Source organism: Micromonospora sp. (genome assembly GCF_048594385.1).
In the GTDB taxonomy this organism is placed as follows: domain Bacteria; phylum Actinomycetota; class Actinomycetes; order Mycobacteriales; family Micromonosporaceae; genus Micromonospora; species Micromonospora wenchangensis.
Genome location: NZ_JBMDWU010000544.1, coordinates 1 through 17,619, shown reverse-complemented (window position 1 = coordinate 17,619; position 17,619 = coordinate 1). Strand labels below are relative to the sequence as shown.

The following is a 17,619-nucleotide window of genomic DNA, read 5'->3' as shown; positions in this document are numbered from 1 at the left end:
GTGACGGCATGAGTGAGTCGACCGGGACCGCGACACCGGACCGGCCGGCGGACCTGCCGGCGCAGTCCCCGCCGGTAGACCCGGCGGTGACGGCGTCGCTCAAGGAGAAGCCCCGGACGGGCGGGTTGTCCTTCTGGCAGGGCGACGGGGGTGAGGGCGCGAAGCGTAACCTCGGCCTGATCGGCGTGCTGGTGGTGCTGGTCGTGATCGGCGCCGCGACCCGCTGGGATCTCTACTCCAACCCGGACTGGGTGTGGGGCAACACGCTGACCATCCTCAAGCTCGCCTCGGTGGTCGGGGTGGTCACCGTCGGGATGACCTTCGTGATCATCGGCGGTGGCATCGACCTGTCGGTCGGCGCGATCGTCGCCCTCGCCGGGGTGTGGTCGACCACGGTCGCCACCCAGAGCTACGGCGCGGGCGGCATGATCTTCACGGCGATCGTGGTCGGTGCGGCGGTCGGCCTGGTCAACGGGATCCTCATCTCCTACGGCCGGCTGGTGGCGTTCATCGCCACGCTGGCCATGATGGTCGCCGCCCGGGGTCTGGCCGCCCAGATCTCCGGCAAGCAGACCCAGGTGTCGAACAACTCCTTCATCAACGGCATCGCCAGCACCGACCTGCTGGGCATCCCGCTGCTGGTCTACATCCTCGCCGCCGTGGTCGCCGCCGGGTGGGTGCTGCTCAACCGCACCACCTTCGGCCGGCGTACGGTCGCCGTGGGTGGCAACCCGGAGGCGGCCCGGCTCGCCGGGATCAACGTCCGGCGGCACACCCTGCTGCTCTACGCGCTGTCCGGCCTGTGCTGCGGCATCGCCGCGATCATGCTGACCGCGCAGGCCAACTCCGCCCAGGCGGCCATGGCCAACCTGTACGAGCTGGACGCGATCGCCGCAGCCATCATCGGCGGCACGCTGCTCAGCGGTGGCCGGGGCACCATCATCGGCTCCCTGCTCGGCGTGCTGATCTTCTCCACCATCACGAACCTCTTCGCCATCAACGGCCTGTCCACCGAGGCCCAGAACATGGTCAAGGGCGGCATCATCGTCGGCGCCGTCCTGATCCAGCAGGTGCAGTTCCGCAGCGTCACCCAGTTCCTCAGCCGCAACAAGCTGACCACCCCCGCCTGACCCGGACGCGTCGCCCCACCGGGCGCGTCCCGACCCTCCGCATCACCGCATTCCGGCGGCCACCGACGGTGGCCGGGATCAGCACAACCTTTTTCACCCCCACCATCCGTCATTTCCTGGAGGTCGTCATGACCCAGCCCCGTGACCTGTCCCGTCGCCGGTTGCTCTTCGGCGGCGCGGCGGTCGGCGCCGGTGTGCTCCTCGCCGGTTGCACCAGCAACGAGTCCACACCGACCGCGGCGCAGACCAAGGCGGCCGACAACGCCGAGGGCGGCAACAGCGCCCCCGGCAAGAAGGTCACCATCGGCTTCTCCGCCCCCGCCGCCGACCACGGCTGGATCGCCGCCATCACCAACAACGCCAAGGCGCAGGCCGGCGCGTACTCGGACGTGGACTTCAAGACCGTCGAGGCCGGCGCGGACGCGGCGGCCCAGCGGGCGGCGCTGTCCACCCTGGTCGCCCAGAAGCCGGACGTCATCGTGGTGCTGCCGCACGACGGCAAGGAGCTCAACGCGTTCGGCCTGGAGTCGATGAAGGCCGGCATCCCGGTGGTCAACCTGGACCGGGCGTTCCCCGACGCGCTGGCCTACCGGCTGCAGATCATGGGCGACAACTACGGCATGGGCGTGGCCGCCGCGAACTTCATCGTGGAGCAGCTCAAGGCCAAGGGCGTCAGCAACCCGATCATCGGTGAGATCCCCGGCATCGACTCGCTGGAGCTGACCCAGCAGCGGTCCAAGGGCTTCGCCGACACCCTGGCCACGGCCGGGTTCAAGGTGGCCAACCGGCGGCCGGCGGAGTTCACCGCCGACTCCGGCCAGCAGGCGGCCACCGGGCTGTTCCAGGCCCTGCCGAAGATCGACGCGGTCTGGAACCACGACGACGACCAGGGCATCGGTGTGCTGGCCGCGGTCAACCAGGCCAACCGCAAGGAGTTCTTCATGGTCGGCGGCGCCGGCTCGAAGAAGGCCATGGAGGACATCCAGGCCGACAACACGGTGCTCAAGGCGACCGTGACCTACAGCCCGTCGATGGCCTCCTCGGCCATCTCCCTGGCCCGCCTCATCGCCCAGGGCAAGGGCATGTCCGACCTGGTGGAACTCCAGGTGCCCAAGGAGATCGTGCTCGCCTCGGAGACGATCACCAAGGAGAACGCGAGCAACTACCTCAAGCTCGGGTTCTGATACACGGGGGGAGACCCACCTTGTCCACTCACGACAGCGAACTCCGGATCGGGATGATCGGGTATTCGTTCATGGGCGCCGCGCACTCACAGGCGTGGCGCACCGTGAACCGGGTGTACGACCTGCCCGCCCGGGTTCGGATGGCGAAGATCTGCGGCCGGGACGCCGCGAAGGTCGCCGAGGCAGCCGACCGGCTGGGCTGGGACGCGCACACCACCGACTGGCGTGCCCTGGTCACCTCGGACGACATCGACGTGGTCGACATCTGCACACCAGGTGACAGCCACGCCGAGATCGCCCTCGCCGCGCTCGCCGCCGGCAAGCACGTGATCTGCGAGAAACCGCTGGCCAACACGGTGGACGAGGCGCGGGCGATGACCGCCGCCGCGACCACCGCGGCAGCCTCCGGGGTCCGGTCCATGTGCGGGTTCAACTACCGCCGGGTGCCCGCCGTCGCCCTGATGCGACAGCTCGTCGCCGAAGGGCGGCTGGGGACGATCCGGCACGTCCGGGCGACGTACCTGCAGGACTGGATCGTCGATCCGCAGTTCCCCCTGGTCTGGAGGCTGGAGAAGGACAAGGCGGGCTCCGGTGCCCTCGGTGACATCGGGGCGCACATCATCGACCTGACCCAGTTCGTGACCGGGCAGCGGATCACCGGGGTCAGCGCGGTGACCGAGACGTTCGTCAAGGAGCGTCCGCTGCCGGGCGCGTCGAGCGGCCTGGCCGCCGAGGTCGACGGCACCGCCACGGCGACCGGCACGGTCACCGTCGACGACGCCGCGATCTTCGTGGCCCGGCTGGACGACGGGGCACTGGCCACGTACGAGGCGACCCGGTTCGCCACCGGTCGCAAGAACGCCCTCCGGGTGGAGATCAACGGTTCGCTTGGTTCGGTGGTGTTCGACCTGGAACGCCTCAACGAACTGGAGTTCTACGACGCCACCCGGCCGACGGCCGAGCAGGGGTTCGCCCGCATCCTGGTCACCGAGGCCGAGCACCCGTACATGGCGGCCTGGTGGCCGCCGGGTCACATCATCGGCTACGAGCACTCCTTCACGCACGAGATGCGCGACTTCGTCGAGGCGGTCGCCACCGGCGTCGACCCGACCCCGTCGTTCGCCGACGCGTTGCAGGTCCAGCTCGTGCTGGATGCGGTGACCCGCTCGGCGGAACTCGGTTCCCCGTGGACCGACGTCGAGCCGGCCCTGGCCGCGCTCGCCGTCTGACCAGCCACCTCCGCCGCCGACCGGCGAGGGACCGGCCGCGGTTGCGCCCCGCGGCCGGGCCGGGGTCGGTGTCGGAGGGCGTGCGCCGGGCCGTCGGCCCGGGGCACGCGCACGTCGGCCGTCCGGTGCGGCCGGACCGGGATTCCCCGGTCGCACCGGAGGGCCGCCTGTTAGAACATTGATGAACGTGATTCGATAAACCGGATCACCAACCACAGTCGTCCGGCCGGAGGCGCGCCGCCGCCGTCGGCCGGATGCGGGGAGGCAGGGCCGAGACGCCGAACCGGCCCTGCCTGCCAGCCCCGTCCGCACGCCGTACGGGAACCGGATGCGGTGACGATGCCGCCGACATCGTCGCCGCGCCCGGTGCCATCCCGCACGACGGGCGGGCGGGGCCACCCCGCGCCCCACCCGTACGACTCGACCGACGCGATGTTTCCACCCGACGGAAGGAGCACCATGAGAACGGGTGTCTGGCTGGTGGGAGCGCGCGGTTCCGTCGCGACCACCGCCATCGTCGGGGGCCTCGCCCTGCGGGCCGGTCTCACCGGCCCCACCGGCTGCGTCACCGAACTGCCCGACCTGCGCGGGCCCGCCCTGCCCACCTTCGCCGACCTGGTCTTCGGCGGTCACGACGTGGCCACCACCCCGCTGACCAAGCGGGCCGAGGCGCTCGCCGCCGCCGGGGTGCTGCCCGGCCGGCTGGCCACCGCGCTCACCGCCGACCTGGCCGCCGTCGAGGAGGACCTGCGGCCCGCGCCCACCGCCGGCAGCCAGGCCGACCGGGCTGCCGCCGTCGCCGCCGAGCTGACCGCGTTCCGCGACCGGCACCGGCTGGACCGGGTGGTGGTGGTCAACGTCTCCGCCACCGAACCCGCCCCCGCCACGCACCCCGGCCACGCCGACCCGGACGCCCTGCGGGCCGCCCTCGCCGGCACCGACGAGGTGCTGCCGCCCAGCTCGCTCTACGCGTACGCGGCCGTCGAGGCGGGCTGCCCGTACGTCGACTTCACCCCCTCCACCGGGCTGCGCCTGCCGGCGCTCGCGGCGCTGGCCGCCCAGCGCGGTCTGCCGTACGCCGGGCACGACGGCAAGACCGGGGAGACCCTGGTCAAGTCGGTGCTCGCCCCGATGTTCGCGATGCGGAACCTCGCGGTGCGCTCCTGGTCCGGGGTCAACCTGCTCGGCGGTGGCGACGGGGCGACCCTGGCCGAGCCGGGCGCCAACGCCGCCAAGGTGGACAGCAAGCAGCGGGTCCTCGGCGAGACCCTCGGCTACGTGCCGCAGGGCGGCACCCGGATCGACTACGTCGAGGACCTCGGCGACTTCAAGACCGCCTGGGATCTGATCACCTTCGCCGGGTTCCTCGGCACCGGGATGCGGATGGAGTTCACCTGGCACGGCTGCGACTCCGCGCTGGCCGCCCCGCTGGTGCTCGACCTGGCCCGGCTCACCGCCGCCGCGCACGCCGCCGGCCGGGTCGGACCCCTGCCCGAGCTGGCGTTCTTCTTCAAGGACCCGATCGACTCGCCCACCCACTCGCTGAGCACCCAGTGGCAGCGGCTCGTCGACTTCGCCCGGGAGCTGCACGCCGGCGGTGCCGGGTGACCAGCCTGGCCGACCTGGCCGAGCTGGTCCGGGCACCGGCCGCGCTGTCCGTACCGGGGGACCTGGTGGCCGGGGCGGCGGCGGCCGGCGTGCTCGGCCCGCGTACCGCCGGGCTGGCCGGCGCGTCGGTGCTGCTCTACTGGGCCGGAATGGCCGCCAACGACTGGGCCGACCGGGTGCTGGACGCCGAGGAACGCCCGGAACGGCCCATCCCGAGCGGCCGGATCACCCCGGCCGCCGCCGCCGGGGTCGCCGCCGGGCTCACCGCCGCCGGCCTGGGCCTGGCCGCCGCCGTGGGCGGTCGCCGCGCCGCCGCCGTCGCGCTCCCCCTCGCCGCCACCATCTGGGGGTACGACCTCGCGGCGAAGAACACCGCCGCCGGTCCCGCCGTGATGGCCGCCTGCCGGGGGCTGGACGTGCTGCTCGGTGCGTCCCCCGGCCGGCCGGTCCGGGCGCTGCCGGCGGCGCTCACCGTCGCCGCGCACACCTGGACGGTCACCGCCCTGTCCCGACGCGAGGTCACCGGCGCCGACGCGGCGCTGCCCCGGCGTACCCTCGCCGGCACCGCCCTGGTCGCGCTGGCCGCCACCACCCTGCCCCGCCGTGCCACCGCGACGCCAGCCCCGGGCCTCCGGGCCGGGGCGGTCGCCGCCGCGTTGCCGGTCGGCCTGGCCGGCTGGTACGTCGCCCGGTACGGCGGCGCGCAGGCCCGGGTCGCCGCCGACCCCACCGCCGGCCGGGTCCGGGCCGCCGTCGGGGCCGGCATCACCGGCCTGCCCTCGTTGCAGGGCGCGCTCACCGCGCGGGCCGGTGCCGGGCTGGTCGGCGCGCTGGTCGCGCTCGCCGCGCCGCTGGGCGGCCGGTTGGCCCGGAAGCTCTCCCCGACATGACCACCCCACCGCCCACCACCCCCGCCGACCCGCCAGCCGTCGAGCGGCTGCGGTTCGGTTACGGCACCAACGGGTTCGCCAACCACCGGCTCGACGACGCCCTGACGGTGCTGGCCGACCTCGGCTACGAGGGGGTCGCGCTCACCCTCGACCACGACCACCTCGACCCGTACGCGCCGGGGCTGGCCCGTCGGGTCGACGCGGTCGCGCACCGGCTGGCCGCGCTGGGCCTCGGCGTGGTGGTCGAGACCGGCGCCCGCTACCTGCTCGACCCGTGGCGCAAGCACGCCCCGACGCTGCTGCACGACGAGGCGGCCGGCCGGATCGACTTCCTGGAACGGGCGGTGCGGGTCGGCGCGGACCTCGGTGCGGAGGCGGTCTCGTTCTGGGCCGGGGTCCGGCCCGGCCACGTCCCGGTGGAGGTGGCCCGGGACCGGCTGGTCGCCGGCTGCGCCACGGTGGTGGCCGCCGCCGACCGGGCCGGGGTGACCCTGGGCTTCGAGCCGGAGCCGGGGATGCTGGTCGAGGACATCGCCGGCTGGCGGTGGCTGCACCGGGCCCTCGGCGAGCCGGCGTGCTTCGGCATCACCCTCGACATCGGACACTGCCGCTGCCTGGAGTCGGCGACCGTGCCGGACTGCGTCCGCCAGGTGGCCGGCCACCTGGTCAACGTGCAGATCGACGACATGCGCCGGGGCGTGCACGAACACCTGGAGTTCGGCACCGGCGAGATCGACTTCCCGCCCGTGCTGCGTGCCCTGGCCGACGGCGGCTACCGGGGACTCGTCGCCGTGGAGCTGCCCCGGCACTCGCACGCCGCGCCCACCGTGGCCGCCCGGTCGCTGGACTTCCTGCGTACCGCCGCCCGGCAGGCCGGTCTCGCGGTGGGCGCACCACCCGTGCCCGCCGGCACCACCGGGGCGGCCTGACCACCGCCGACCGTACTCACCTGGGGAGGGAAGACGGATGACACCGGATCGACTGCGGGCCGCGCTCGGGGGCGCACCCGATCCCGACTGGCTGGACACCGCGCTGCGGCACGTCGCGGCCGAGCCCGACACGGTCGCGCGGTACTTCCCGGCGGCCGCCCGCCGGTGCGGCCGGCACGAGCTGCCCGACGCACCCGGCTGGAGCGCCGACGAGGCGGCCCGCGCGCTGCTGCTGGCCGCCCTGCCCGCCGGCCGGGCCGCCGGGCAGGTCGAGCAGGTCTACCGGTACGGCGACGCCGCCGAGAAGCGGGCCGTGCTCAAGGCCCTGCCGCTGCTGCCGATCGGCGACGCCGGGGTGCCGCTGCTGCACGACGCGATCCGCACCAACGACACCCGGCTGGTCGCCGCGGCCCTCGGCCCGTACGCCCGGCACCTGACCGCCGACGCCTGGCGGCAGGCGGTGCTCAAGTGCGTCTTCATCGGGGTGCCGCTGGCCGTCGTCGCCGACCTGGACGACCGGGCCGACGGGGAACTGGCCACCATGCTCGCCGCGCTCGCCGCGGAACGGCACGCCGCCGGTCGGCAGCTCCCCGCCGACGCCACCGCACTGCTCGACCGGCTCACCATCAGGGAGGCGTGAATGCGCATCTTCGACCCCCCCATCCACCTGACGTCGCGGACCACCGACGACTACGAGCGGATGGCCGCCGCCGGGGTCCGCGCCGTGGTCGAGCCGGCCTTCTGGCTGGGGCAGCCGCGCACCAGCGCCGCCTCCTTCGCCGACTACTTCGACTCGCTGATCGGCTGGGAACCGTTCCGGGCCGGCCAGTTCGGCGTCCGGCACCACGCCACCGTGGCGCTGAACCCGAAGGAGGCCAACGACCCCCGCTGCCGCCCGGTGCTCGACCTGCTGCCCCGCTACCTGGAGAAGGACGCCGTGGTCGCGGTCGGCGAGATCGGCTACGACGACATGACGCCGGCCGAGGACGAGGCGTTCGCCACCCAGCTCGCGCTGGCCGTCGACCACGACCTGCCGGCCCTGGTGCACACCCCGCACCGGGACAAGGCGCGCGGCGTCGAACGCAGCCTCGCGGTGATCGCCGAGAGCGGCATCGCACCCGGCCGGGTGGCGCTGGACCACCTCAACGAGGTGACCGTGAAGCTGGCCCGGGACAGCGGCTGCTGGCTGGGCTTCTCCATCTACCCCGACACCAAGATGTCGCCGCCGCGGATGGTGGAGCTGCTGCGCACGTACGGCACCGAGCGGATGCTGGTCAACTCGGCCGCCGACTGGGGCCGCTCCGACCCGCTGCTCACCCGGGCCACCGGCGAGGCGATGCTGGCCGCCGGGTTCACCGACGACGACGTCGACCTGGTGCTCTGGCGCAACCCGGTGGAGTTCTACGGGCAGTCCGGCCGGCTCGACCTGACCGACCTGGACACCCCGACCAGCGGCACCTTCGAGGGCAACTCCATCCTGCGCGGCGGCGACTGATGCGGCTGCGGCACGCCGACGGCAGCACCGTCCACCTCGGCTACTGCACCAACGTGCACCCCGCCGCGGACGCCGCCGGCATCCTCGCCCAACTCGACACGTACGCCCTGCCGGTGCGGGAGGCGCTCGGCTCCGACCTGCTCGGCCTGGGGCTGTGGCTGGCCGCCCCGGTCGCCGCCGAGCTGGCCGCCGACCCGGCCGCCCGCCGCCGGCTGCGCGCCGAACTGACCCACCGGGGGCTGGAGGTGGTCACCCTCAACGGCTTCCCGTACGCGGCCTTCCAGGCCCCGGTGGTCAAGGGCGCGGTGTACCACCCGGACTGGACCACCGGGCAGCGGCTGCGCTACACCCTCGACCTGGCCCGGATCCTGGCCGACCTGCTCCCCGACGACGCGGCCCGGGGCTCCATCTCCACCCTGCCGCTGGCCTGGCGGGAGCCCTGGGACGCGGCCCACGCCGACACCGCCCGTCGCCGGCTCGACGCGCTCACCGCCGGCCTGGCCGAGGTAGAACGGGACACCGGCCGGGTGGTGCGGGTGGCCTTCGAACCGGAACCGGGCTGCGTGGTGGAGAGCAGCGGGCAGGCCGCCGCCCTGCTGGGCGGCCTGGACCCGGACCGGCTCGGGATCTGTCTCGACCTGGCCCACCTCGCCTGCGCCTGGGAGGAACCCGTCGCGGCGCTGGCCCGGCTGCGCGCCGCCGGGCTGCCGGTGGTCAAGGTGCAGGTGTCCGCCGCGCTGGAGTCGGCCGACCCGGTCGCCGACGCCGAGGCGCTGGGCCGCTGGGTGGAGCCGAGGTTCCTGCACCAGACCCGCACCGCCGGCTGCGCCCACGCCGCCGATCCGGCCGATCCGGCGTACGCGGCCGACGACCTGGACGCGGCGCTGGCCGCGCGGCTGCCCGGGGCGTGGCGGGTGCACTACCACGTGCCGCTGCACGCCCCGCCCGAGCCGCCGCTGACCTCCACCGTGCCGGTGCTGCGCGCCGCGTTGGCCGCGCTGCTCGCCGGCCCCACCGCCGGCTGCGACCACCTGGACGTCGAGACGTACACGTGGGGGGTGCTGCCGGCGGCGCGGCGGCCACGCACCGACGCGGAGCTGGCCGTGGGCATCGCCGCCGAGCTGGCCTTCGCCCGCGACGAACTGGTCACCCTCGGCCTCACCCCGGCCGAACGAGCCGTCCCGACGACCCTGGGAGTACGACGATGAGCGAGCGTCACCGACCCGGTACGACGAGGTGCCACCGCCGCGCCGGACGCAGCGGGGTGTCGGCATGAGCCGCCGGCTGGTGGTGCTGGACGTGGTCGGGCTGACCCCCCGGCTGCTGGCCCACATGCCCCGGCTGCGCGCCGTCGCCGAACAGGGTTTCTCCGCCGAGCTGGGTACCGTGCTGCCGGCGGTGACCTGCTCGGCGCAGGCCACCCTGCTGACCGGTGAGCAGCCGTCCGGGCACGGCATCGTCGGCAACGGCTGGTACTTCCGCGACCTCGGTGAGGTGCTGCTGTGGCGGCAGCACCACGCGCTGGTCGGTGGGGAGAAGGTGTGGCAGGCGGCCCGCCGGGTCGAGCCCGGCTACACGGTGGCCAACGTCTGCTGGTGGTACGCGATGGGCGCGGACGTCAACTGGACCGTCACGCCCCGCCCGATCTACTACGCCGACGGGCGCAAGGAACCGGACTGCTGGACCGACCCGCCGGAGCTGCACGACACGCTCACCGACGCGCTGGGCACCTTCCCGCTGTTCACCTACTGGGGGCCGGGCGCCGGGCTGCCGTCGTCCCGGTGGATCTGCCGGGCGGCCGAGCGCATCCTCGCCGACCAGGCCCCCGACCTGACCCTGGTCTACGTCCCGCACCTCGACTACGACCTGCAACGCTTCGGGCCGTCCTCGCCCCGGGCCGCCGCCGCGGCGGCGGAGCTGGACGCGGTGCTCGCCCCGCTGCTGGACGCCGCACGGGCCGCCGACGCGACGGTGGTGGCGCTGTCCGAGTACGGCATCACCGACGTCTCCCGCCCGGTGGACGTCAACCGGCTGCTGCGCGCCGAGGGGCTGCTGCGGGTCTACACCCAGGACGGCATGGAGTACCTGGACCCGTGGACGTCGCGGGCGTTCGCCGTCGCCGACCACCAGATCGCCCACGTCTACGTGAAGGACCCGGCGGACGTGGCGGCGGTGGCGAAGCTCTGCGCCGGGTTGCCCGGGGTGGCCGAGGTGCTGGACGCCGAGGGCAAGGCGGCGGCCGGGCTGGACCACGAGCGGGCCGGCGAACTGGTGCTGGTGGCCGAGCCGGACTCCTGGTTCACCTACTACTACTGGCTCGACGACGCCCGCGCCCCGGACTTCGCCCGGAACGTGGAGATCCACCGCAAGCCCGGGTACGACCCGGCGGAGCTGTTCTTCGACCCGGCCGCGCCGGGTGCGGCGAAGCGGCGGGCGGGGGTGGCGCTGGCCCGTAAGAAGCTCGGCATGCGCTACCTGATGAGCGTGGTGGGTCTGGACGCGGGGGCGCGGGCGGTGCGCGGTTCGCACGGCCGGTTGCCGGCCGACCCGGCGGACGGTCCGGTGCTGCTCTGCTCCGACCCGTCGCTGGCCCGGGACACCTTCGCCGCGACGGAGGTCAAGGCCCTGCTGCTGGAGCTGGCCGGGTTGGGAGCGGGTGCCGGTGCCGACGGGGCGTCGGCGGCCCCGACCGGCCCGCCGGGCGCGGGGGAGCGGCGGTGACGCTCACCGCCGCCCCGACCGACGCCAGTGAGCTGCGCACCCGTTTCGACGCCGAGCTGGTGGCGTTCCTCGACCGGCAGGGCCCGGACTGGCCGGACGGTGCCCCGCGCGGCATCTTCTCCGCCCTGCACCGGTTCGTGCTGGCCGGCGGGAAGCGGCTGCGGCCGTTGTTCTGCTACTGGGGTTGGCGGGGGGCCGGCGGCGTGGACGACCGCCCGATCGTGGTGGCGGCGGCGGCGTTGGAGCTGTTCCACGCGTTCGCGCTGATCCACGACGACATCCTCGACGGCAGCGACCACCGTCGGGGCGCGCCGTCGGTGCACCGGGTCTTCGCCGAGCTGCACACCCGTTCGGCGTGGCGGGGCGACCCGGAGACGTACGGTCGCAACACCGCGCTGCTCTGCGGGGACCTCTGCGCGGCCTGGTCGGACCAGATGTTCCACGAGTGCGGGATGACCTCCGCGCAGATCTGGCAGGGGTACCGGGTCTTCGCCCGGATGCGTACCGAGGTGATCGCGGGGGAGTACCTGGACCTGGTCTCCGGGGTCGGGGACGGGTCGGTGGCCAGCGCGCTCACCGTGATCCGGATGAAGGCGGCCCGGTACACGGTGACCCGGCCGTTGCAGATCGGTGCGGCGCTGGCCGGGGCCCCGGCGGAGCTGATCGCCGCGCTCGTCGACTTCGGTGACCCGCTGGGTGACGCGTTCCAGCTCCGCGACGACGTGCTGGGGGTCTTCGGTGATCCGGCGGTGACCGGCAAGTCGATCCTGGACGACCTGCGGGAGGGCAAGCCGACGGTGATGATGGCGATGGCCCGCGACGCCGCCGACCGGGCCCAGGCCGCCCGGCTGCGGGACCTGTTCGGCAATCCCGAGCTGGACGCGGCGGGTGCCGCCGAACTGCGGACGATCATCGAGGCGACCGGGGCGCGGGAGAAGATCGAGCGGTTGATCCGGGTCCGGGCCGACGCCGCCCGGGTGGCGCTCGCCCAGGTGCCGCTGGCGGAGCCGGCCCGTACCGCGCTGGCCGCCCTGGCCGACCAGGCCGTGCACCGGCAGCACTGAGCCGTCGCCGCCCCGGCCCGCTGCGGCGGCCCCGGCGCGTGGACCGGGTGCGGTGGGTGGTGTTCCGACCGGAAGCGGTCCGGACTTTCATCAGATGAATGTGGATTCGCCTCCGGGTGGCCCGTTCCGGTGCCACGGACCGGCGTCGCAGGGGTCGGGCAGGGCCCGGCCGCCCGTGGGGGGGAACGTGGGGTCACCGCCCGGTGACCCGCGGGTCGTCTCCCGTGCCGCACGGCCCGCCTTTGTCGGGCGTGGGGCCGGGGAGGGCGGCCGGGGTGCGGGCTTCATCTGATGAAAACCCACAACGGTGGGCAGAGGGTATGGACATTGATATAGGTCACCATTAATGTTTGTGGCATCACGGGCATGTTTCGTCAAGGTGAACCGGCGGCGCGGTAACCCCTCGGCGAGAGACCTTCCGCCGGGCGCTTCGCGCCCCGGCCGAGGGTGCTGACCGGCCGACCGGGACACCCCCCGGCCGCGCGGCCTGCCCTGCCACACCCCACCACTCCACCCCACCACCCCGGCATCCGGCGCGGCGGCACGCGTCCCGCCCTGGCCGTGATCCGTCAGGAAGGGACAGCCCTCCAATGTCCATAAAGGACCCAACCGGTCACCGTTCCCGACGGTGGCTACCCTCCGCCGCCGCACTGCTGCTGGCCGTCACCGCCGGCACGGTCGCCGCCACCACCGGCCCGACCGCCCCGGCCGCCGCCCACACCATCAACGCCAGCGACTTCCAGCAGGTCGAGCTGGCCCGGGGCGTCAACGAGATGGGCGAGCCCATGTCGCTGGCCGTGCTGCCGGACCGGTCCGTGCTGCACACCGCCCGCAACGGCACGGTGCGACGCACCGACGCCGCCGGCACCACCCGGACCATCGGCACGATCCCCGTCTACACCCACGACGAGGACGGGATGCAGAGCCTCGGGGTCGACCCGAACTTCGCCACCAACCGGTTCATCTACCTCTACTACGCGCCGCCGCTGTCCACCCCCGGTGGCGACGCGCCCGCCACCGGCAGCAACTGGTCGGCCTGGCAGGGCGTGAACCGGCTGTCCCGGTTCACCCTGAACGCCGACTTCACCATCAACATGTCCAGCAAGGTCGACATCCTCGACATCGGCACCGACCGGGGCATCTGCTGCCACGTCGGCAGCGACATGGACTTCGACGCCGCCGGCAACCTCTACCTGTCCACCGGCGACGACAGCAACCCGTTCGACTCCGCCGGCTACTCGCCGCTGGACGAGCGCACCAACCGCAACCCGGCGTACGACTCCCAGCGCAGCGCCGGCAACACCAATGACCTGCGGGGCAAGCTCCTGCGGATCAAGGTGAACGCCGACGGGACGTACTCGATCCCGAGTGGGAACCTGTTCCCCCCGGGCACCGCGAAGACCCGCCCCGAGATCTACGCGATGGGCTTCCGCAACCCGTTCCGGATCAGCGTCGACAAGGCCACCGGCGTCGTCTACGTCGGCGACTACGGGCCGGACGCCGGCAGCACCAACGCCAACCGGGGCCCCTCCGGCCAGGTCGAGTTCAACCGGGTCACCGGCCCCGGCAACTACGGCTGGCCGTACTGCACCGGCACCAACACCACGTCCGAGACGTACAACGAGTGGAACTTCGCCACCAACTCGACCGGCCCGAAGTTCAACTGCACCGGCGGGCCGACCAACAACTCGTTCCGCAACACCGGTCTGACCACCCTCCCGCCGGCCAAGCCCTCCTGGATCAAGTACGGCGGCGACTCCGGCAGCCCGGCCGCGTTCGGCAGCGGCTCCGAGTCGCCGGCCGCCGGCCCGGTCTACCGGTACGACCCGAACAACCCCTCGGCGACGAAGTTCCCGCAGAGCTTCGACGGGCTGTTCTTCGCCACCGAGTTCGGCCGGGGCTGGGTCAAGCCGATCCACGTCAACGCCGACGGGTCGCCCGGCACCATCGACAGCTTCCCCTGGGTGGGCAAGCAGGTGATGGACTCCGCGTTCGGTCCCGACGGGGCGTACTACCTGCTCGACTACGGCACCGGCTACTACAACGGTGACGCCAACTCGGCCCTGTACCGCTTCGACTACGTCGGCGTCGGCAACCGGGCACCGGCGGCCCGGGCGAGCGCCGACCGGACCTCCGGTCCCGCGCCGCTGACCGTGAACTTCTCCTCGGCCGGCTCCGCCGACCCCGAGGGCGGCGCGTTGACCTACTCGTGGGCGTTCGGCGACGGCACCACCTCCACGGCGGCCAACCCGACGAAGACGTACACCACGGACGGCTCGTACACCGCGACGCTCACCGTGCGGGACCCGCAGGGGGCGACCGGCACGAACAGCGTGACGGTCAACGTCGGCAACACCGCCCCGACGGTCACCATCACCGGCCCGGTCGACGGCTCGCTGTTCTCCTTCGGGGACACGGTGCCGTTCAGCATCACCGTCACCGACCCCGAGGACGGCACGGTCGACTGCACCAAGGTCAAGATGACCTACGTGCTCGGCCACGACCAGCACGGTCACCAGATCTCCTCGGTCGACGGCTGCTCCGGCACGATCACCATCCCGGTCGACGGCGAGCACGACGACGCGGCGAACATCTTCGCCATCTTCGACGCCGAGTACACCGACGCCGGTGGCCTCACCACGCACACCCAGCACACCCTCCAGCCCCGGCACCGGCAGGCCGAGCACTTCAAGACCTCGTCCGGAGTGACCCTCTACGACAAGACCCCGGCCGAGGGCGGCAAGACCGTCGGCAACATCGAGAACGGGGAGTGGATCGGGTTCTCCCCGTACCAGATCGGCAACGTCACCTCGTTCACCGCGCGGGTCTCCTCGGCCGGCGCCGGCGGCACCCTCCAGATCCGCGCCGGCTCGCCCACCGGCACCGTGCTCGGGCAGGCCAGCGTGCCGGTCACCGGCGGCTGGGAAACCTTCACCACCGTCACCGGCACGGTGTCCGGCGCACCCACCGGCACCACCACGCTCTACCTGACCTTCGCCGGTGGCACCGGGCTGCTCTACGACCTGGACGCGTTCACCCTGAACACCGGCACCGTCCCACCGCCGACCAACGGCACCGGGCCGATCAAGGGGCTGGGCGGCAAGTGCCTGGACGTGCGTAACGCGGCCACCGCCGACGGCACCCAGGTGCAGATCCTCACCTGCAACGGTGGGGCCGGGCAGACCTGGACGGTCACCCCGAACGGCCCGATCAAGGCGCTCGGCAAGTGCCTGGACGTCAACGGCGGCGGCACCGCCAATGGCACCAAGATCCAGCTCTGGAGCTGCACCGGTGGCAGCCCGCAGGTCTGGTCGGCGCAGTCCGACGGCACCCTGCGCAACCCCGCCTCGGGCAAGTGCCTGGACGTCTCCGGCAACAACTCGGCCGACGGCACCGTGGTCCTCCTGTGGACCTGTAGCTCGTCCGCGGCCAACCAGAAGTGGACCCTGCCCTGACCTGACGGGCGCGGGCCCGGCGGTGTCCGGTCCCGCGCCCCCGGCGTACTGGAGCACGACATGAGACTCTTCCGACCGATTCTCGGCGCGGCCACCGCCGTCCTCGCCGCCCTCGCCTGCACCGCCCCGGCCACCTCGGCATCCGCCGCCGACGCCGCCTACGACGTGCTCGTCTTCTCCAAGACCGCCGGTTTCCGGCACGACTCCATCGCGGTCGGCACCCAGGCCATCCGCGACCTGGGCGCGGCCAACAACTTCACCGTCACCGCCACCGAGGACGGCGGCCAGTTCACCACCGCCAACCTCGCCCGGTTCGAGGCGGTGATCTTCCTCAACACCACAGGCGACGTGCTCAACGCCAGCCAGCAGAGCGCCTTCGAGTCGTACATCGGCGCGGGTGGCGGGTACGTGGGCGTGCACTCCGCCGCCGACACCGAGTACGACTGGCCGTTCTACGGCAACCTGGTCGGGGCGTGGTTCGCCTCCCACCCGGCCATCCAGCAGGCCACCGTACGGGTGGAGGACCGCGCGCACGCGGCCACCGCCCACCTCGGCCAGACCTGGCAGCGCACCGACGAGTGGTACAACTTCCGCACCAACGCCCGCTCCACCGCGCACGTGCTGGCCAACCTCGACGAGTCGTCGTACTCGGGGGGTGGGATGGGGGCCGACCACCCGCACGTGTGGTGCAAGACGTACAACGGCGGCCGGTCGTTCTACACCGGTGCCGGGCACAACCAGTCGGCGTACTCCGAGCCGGCGTTCCGGGCCCACCTGCTCGGCGGCATCCGGTACGCGGCCGGCCGGACGAAGGCCGACTGCCGGCCGGAGACCGGTTACACCGCGCTCTACAACGGCTCCACCAACGGCTGGTCGCAGGCCGGGCCGGGCAGCTTCACCAACTCCAACGCCACCCTCAGCTCCGTCGGCGGGCTGGGCATGCTCTGGTACAGCGCGAAGCAGTTCACCAACTACTCGCTCAAGCTGGACTGGAAGGTCGACGGGGACGACAACTCCGGCGTCCTGATCGGTTTCCCGCCGTCGAGCGACCCGAACTCGGCGATGGACAACGGCTACGAGGTGCAGATCGACGCCACCGACACCGTCGACCGGACCACCGGCTCGGTCTACTCGTTCCAGGCCGCCGACCAGGCAGCCCGGGACGCGGCGCTGAACCCGCCGGGGGAGTGGAACACCTACGAGCTGCTGGTCGAGGGGGAACGGCTCCAGGTCTTCCTCAACGGCACGAGGATCAACGACTTCACCAACACCAACCCGGTGCGCTCGCTCGCCGGCCACATCGGCATCCAGAACCACGGCACCGGTGACGACGCCTCGTTCCGCAACATCCGGATCAAGGAGCTGGGTGGCACTCCGCCGCCGACCAACGGCACCGGCCCGATCAAGGGTCTGGCCGGCAAGTGCCTGGACGTCCGCAACGGCGCCACCGCCGACGGCACGCAGATCCAGATCTTCACCTGCAACGGCAGCGCCCGCCAGACCTGGACGGTCACCCCGAACGGCCCGATCAAGGCGCTGGGCAAGTGCCTGGACGTCTCGGGTGGCGGCACCGCCAACGGCACGAAGATCCAGCTCTGGACCTGCACCGGTGGCAGCCCGCAGGTCTGGTCGTCGCAGTCCGACGGCACCCTGCGCAACCCGGCGTCGGGCAAGTGCCTCGACGTCTCCGGCAACAACTCCGCCGACAACACCGTGGTCCTGCTCTGGACGTGCAGTTCCTCCGCCCCCAACCAGAAGTGGACCCTCCCCCAGTAACCCCACCCAGCCCCGTCCCCCCCACCCGGCCGGCCGTGCCGCCCCCCGCCCGGCCCACGGCCGGGCCCCGGCGGGCCCGCCGGCCGGGCGGCGCCTCGGTGATCAAGAGGGTTGGGGGCCCGCCGGGGGGGCCCGGGG

General features: G+C 73.1%; 13 protein-coding genes. All 13 read left to right on the top strand.

What is annotated here, in order from left to right; genetic code table 11:
- Positions 1-8 precede the first annotated feature (8 nt).
- The 13 genes from ACOJTC_RS28995 (at position 9) to ACOJTC_RS28935 (ending at position 17,481) form a co-directional block, all read left to right on the top strand.
- Complete coding sequence (locus ACOJTC_RS28995) at positions 9-1,130, top strand: ABC transporter permease (protein WP_204926332.1); 1,122 nt, start codon at positions 9-11, stop codon at positions 1,128-1,130.
- Between the two features lie 128 nt (positions 1,131-1,258).
- The gene (locus ACOJTC_RS28990; RefSeq protein ID WP_204926333.1) at positions 1,259-2,314 is read left to right on the top strand and encodes a substrate-binding domain-containing protein; all 1,056 of its coding nucleotides are present in this window, start codon (positions 1,259-1,261) and stop codon (positions 2,312-2,314) included.
- Between the two features lie 20 nt (positions 2,315-2,334).
- On the top strand, positions 2,335-3,543 hold the full coding sequence (locus tag ACOJTC_RS28985) for a Gfo/Idh/MocA family protein (RefSeq protein ID WP_420119264.1): 1,209 nt from the start codon (positions 2,335-2,337) through the stop codon (positions 3,541-3,543).
- Positions 3,544-4,002: 459 nt separating this feature from the next.
- Positions 4,003-5,151: an inositol-3-phosphate synthase gene (locus ACOJTC_RS28980; RefSeq protein ID WP_204926334.1), complete on the top strand. Its 1,149-nt coding sequence runs from the start codon at positions 4,003-4,005 to the stop codon at positions 5,149-5,151.
- A complete protein-coding gene (locus ACOJTC_RS28975; RefSeq protein ID WP_420119263.1) occupies positions 5,148-6,041 on the top strand; it encodes an SCO3242 family prenyltransferase in 894 nt (297 codons plus the stop codon). The genes ACOJTC_RS28980 and ACOJTC_RS28975 overlap by 4 nt, the downstream gene beginning before the upstream one ends.
- Positions 6,038-6,970: a sugar phosphate isomerase/epimerase family protein gene (locus ACOJTC_RS28970; protein WP_204926336.1), complete on the top strand. Its 933-nt coding sequence runs from the start codon at positions 6,038-6,040 to the stop codon at positions 6,968-6,970. Before ACOJTC_RS28975 ends, ACOJTC_RS28970 begins: the two co-directional genes overlap by 4 nt.
- A gap of 37 nt (positions 6,971-7,007) precedes the next feature.
- Positions 7,008-7,610 (top strand): EboA domain-containing protein, encoded by a 603-nt coding sequence (locus ACOJTC_RS28965; protein WP_357932202.1) that lies wholly within the window; start codon positions 7,008-7,010, stop codon positions 7,608-7,610.
- Entirely contained in the window at positions 7,611-8,465 is an 855-nt protein-coding gene (locus tag ACOJTC_RS28960; protein ID WP_420119262.1) for a TatD family hydrolase, read from the top strand.
- Entirely contained in the window at positions 8,465-9,673 is a 1,209-nt protein-coding gene (gene eboE / locus ACOJTC_RS28955) for a metabolite traffic protein EboE (protein ID WP_420119261.1), read from the top strand. The genes ACOJTC_RS28960 and eboE overlap by 1 nt, the downstream gene beginning before the upstream one ends.
- Positions 9,674-9,737: 64 nt before the next feature.
- A complete protein-coding gene (locus tag ACOJTC_RS28950) occupies positions 9,738-11,186 on the top strand; it encodes an alkaline phosphatase family protein (protein ID WP_420119260.1) in 1,449 nt (482 codons plus the stop codon).
- Entirely contained in the window at positions 11,183-12,250 is a 1,068-nt protein-coding gene (locus tag ACOJTC_RS28945) for a polyprenyl synthetase family protein (RefSeq protein ID WP_204926341.1), read from the top strand. The genes ACOJTC_RS28950 and ACOJTC_RS28945 overlap by 4 nt, the downstream gene beginning before the upstream one ends.
- 590 nt (positions 12,251-12,840) lie before the next feature.
- Positions 12,841-15,705: a carbohydrate-binding protein gene (locus tag ACOJTC_RS28940; protein ID WP_420119259.1), complete on the top strand. Its 2,865-nt coding sequence runs from the start codon at positions 12,841-12,843 to the stop codon at positions 15,703-15,705.
- 60 nt (positions 15,706-15,765) lie between these two features.
- On the top strand, positions 15,766-17,481 hold the full coding sequence (locus ACOJTC_RS28935) for a ThuA domain-containing protein (RefSeq protein WP_377687375.1): 1,716 nt from the start codon (positions 15,766-15,768) through the stop codon (positions 17,479-17,481).
- The last annotated feature ends 138 nt before the right edge of the window (positions 17,482-17,619 follow it).

Coding starts and splice junctions, on each gene's coding strand:
- ACOJTC_RS28960 (WP_420119262.1), top strand. CDS start 7,611: ATGCGCATCTTCGACCCCCCCATCCACCTGACGTCGCGGACCACCGAC.
- ACOJTC_RS28980 (WP_204926334.1), top strand. CDS start 4,003: ATGAGAACGGGTGTCTGGCTGGTGGGAGCGCGCGGTTCCGTCGCGACC.
- ACOJTC_RS28995 (WP_204926332.1), top strand. CDS start 9: ATGAGTGAGTCGACCGGGACCGCGACACCGGACCGGCCGGCGGACCTG.
- eboE (WP_420119261.1), top strand. CDS start 8,465: ATGCGGCTGCGGCACGCCGACGGCAGCACCGTCCACCTCGGCTACTGC.
- ACOJTC_RS28970 (WP_204926336.1), top strand. CDS start 6,038: ATGACCACCCCACCGCCCACCACCCCCGCCGACCCGCCAGCCGTCGAG.
- ACOJTC_RS28950 (WP_420119260.1), top strand. CDS start 9,738: ATGAGCCGCCGGCTGGTGGTGCTGGACGTGGTCGGGCTGACCCCCCGG.
- ACOJTC_RS28940 (WP_420119259.1), top strand. CDS start 12,841: ATGTCCATAAAGGACCCAACCGGTCACCGTTCCCGACGGTGGCTACCC.
- ACOJTC_RS28965 (WP_357932202.1), top strand. CDS start 7,008: ATGACACCGGATCGACTGCGGGCCGCGCTCGGGGGCGCACCCGATCCC.
- ACOJTC_RS28990 (WP_204926333.1), top strand. CDS start 1,259: ATGACCCAGCCCCGTGACCTGTCCCGTCGCCGGTTGCTCTTCGGCGGC.
- ACOJTC_RS28935 (WP_377687375.1), top strand. CDS start 15,766: ATGAGACTCTTCCGACCGATTCTCGGCGCGGCCACCGCCGTCCTCGCC.